Origin of the sequence: Jatrophihabitans sp. (assembly GCF_036388195.1) — a bacterium.
Lineage (GTDB): Bacteria > Actinomycetota > Actinomycetes > Mycobacteriales > Jatrophihabitantaceae > Jatrophihabitans_A.
In genome coordinates this window covers 1-2,034 of the sequence record NZ_DASVSG010000082.1, presented here as the reverse complement: position 1 = coordinate 2,034, position 2,034 = coordinate 1, and the positions used below count along the sequence as shown (strand labels likewise).

General features: G+C 70.6%; 2 protein-coding genes and 1 pseudogene. 1 reads left to right on the top strand and 2 read right to left on the bottom strand.

Annotation, left to right across the window (positions count from 1 at the left end; all coding sequences use genetic code 11):
- Positions 1-358, top strand: a 358-nt coding sequence (locus VF612_RS08640) for a helix-turn-helix transcriptional regulator (RefSeq protein WP_408659449.1), incomplete at its 5' end; no start/stop codon positions are given.
- 37 nt (positions 359-395) lie between these two features.
- On the opposite strand, the gene VF612_RS08635 is transcribed toward VF612_RS08640, so the two are convergent.
- Positions 396-1,802: an MFS transporter gene (locus VF612_RS08635; RefSeq protein WP_408659448.1), complete on the bottom strand. Its 1,407-nt coding sequence runs from the start codon at positions 1,800-1,802 to the stop codon at positions 396-398.
- Positions 1,803-1,851: 49 nt separating this feature from the next.
- Positions 1,852-2,034, bottom strand: a pseudogene (locus VF612_RS08630) (hypothetical protein); the annotation flags it as partial.

The window sequence follows — 2,034 nt, the reverse complement described above, 5'->3', positions numbered from 1 at the left end:
GTCGCTGGCCTACGGGGAGCACCTACGCCGCTCCCGGCGTCGGGTCGCGGCCCGCGAGCACCTACGCGCAGCGCTCGAGGTGTTCGAGGACCTCAGAGCCGCACCATGGGCGGAGCGGGCAACCCAGGAGCTGCGGGCCTCCGGCGAGACCGCCCGCAAACGCGACGCGTCGATGTCGGCGGAGCTCACCCCGCAGGAATTGCAGGTGGCGCAGTTGGTGCAACGGGGCATGTCCAACCGGGAAGTCGCCGCTCAGCTGTTCGTCAGCCCCCGCACCGTCGACTTCCACTTGCGCAACGTTTTCGCGAAGACGGGCGTGACATCCCGCCTCGAACTTACCCAGGTCGCCTTCGGCTGATCACCGCGGCGACCGGGCGGGTGGCGCCCCGGTGCAGCTACCGGTTGGTGGACATCGACTCGTTGACCCGGCCCTCGATCGGCCTGGTGGGCACTGCGGTCGTCCGGTCCGCTGGGCCGGCGGACAGATTCGTCCGGACCGTCTCGGGGCCCAGCAGTGCGCCCGCAATGGTCAGGGTGACGCCGAAGGCGAGCAGCACCAGTTGCGTGTACCGGTGTGGCATGACGTTGTCCAACAGGCCAAGGTAGACGACGTAGAAGCTGGCCGGGAGGACTGCAAAGCTGTAGGCGATGCCGAAGCCTGAGGAGCGCACCGCGGTCACGAACCGTTCGGTGCAGTACGACGTCACCACCCCCCAGACGGCGAGCACGACCACCTGCGTCACAACCGCCAGGATCGCGGCTGTCCACGCGGGGTGGTGGCCGGCCGCGAGCAGGTAGTACGCGCCCAGCCCGAGGGTGCCCGACAGCAGCGCGGCGACCACGAACGTGCGGCGCCGCCCGACGATCTGGCCGATGACTCCGGTGACCACGAAGCCGACCAGGACGAAGAGCTGGGCGACCATGAGCACCGAGGTCACCCACACGTCTGGCCGACCGAGGTCCACCCGCAGCAGCCGCGGCATGATCGACACGACGCTGGTGGCGACGAACCACAGCCCGGTCATGAGCATGAGCACCTGGCTGAGATCGCCCCGGAAGCGGCCGGCGAGCAGCGTCCGGATCGGTGCCGGCTCGGTCGGGGTGCGCCGCCACAGGTCGGACTCGGGAACCCGGGACCGATACGTCAGGAAGACGAAGCCGAGGGCGCCGCCGGCCAGGAACGGCAGCCGCCAGCCGACCGTCTGGTAGAGCTCCGCCGGCAGGACGATGAGCAGGAGCAGAACGAGCGCGCTGATCACGGCGTAGGCCATGGCGTAGGCGCCCATCAGCAGCCCGCCGAACAGGCCACGGGCCGCCGGTGGGCAGTGCTCGAAGGCCAGCGGCGTCGCCGCGGTGTATTCACCGCCGAGGAACACCCCGTCCACCAGGCGCAACAGCACCAGCAGCAGTGGTGCGGCGAAACCGACCTGGGCGTAGCCGGGCAGCAGACCGATCAGCGTGGTGCAGATGCTGAACCCGGCGATGGAGATCAGCGTCAGCCGCCGGCGGCCGAGTGTGTCCGCGAGGTGGCCGAAGACGACGGCACCCAGCGGACGGCCGATCAGGGTGGCGGCGAAGGTGGTGTAGAACAGCAGGCTGGCCTGCCCCGCAGTCATGCTGGCCGGTTGGAAGTAGGCGATTGCCGGGGCGAGCGCGATGACCGGGAGGTAGATGTCCACCATGTCGACGAAGAAGCCGGTCCACGCGCTCACCAGGGCGCGCCGGGCGCGGTCGGAGGCTCCCCGCAGCGCCCGCCACTGAGCGACGGGGGTAGGCGCCATGGCGCTGGTGACGACGGCCACGCGGGGAGCATCGCACGGACACCGACCGCCACCCAACGGGCCGTTCCGGCTATTCGCTCATGGCCCGATCGGACTGGTCGCGGCCTTTGCGGCCCAGGATCTGGTGCGCCAGCCAGGCGGCGTCGTGCTGCACGAAGCCGAGCAGCGCCGAGCCGCGGGTGTGCTGCCACGGCAGGCCGAGGAAGTACAGGCCCGGGACGGCGCTGACACCGCGCCGGTGGGCGACCGTGCC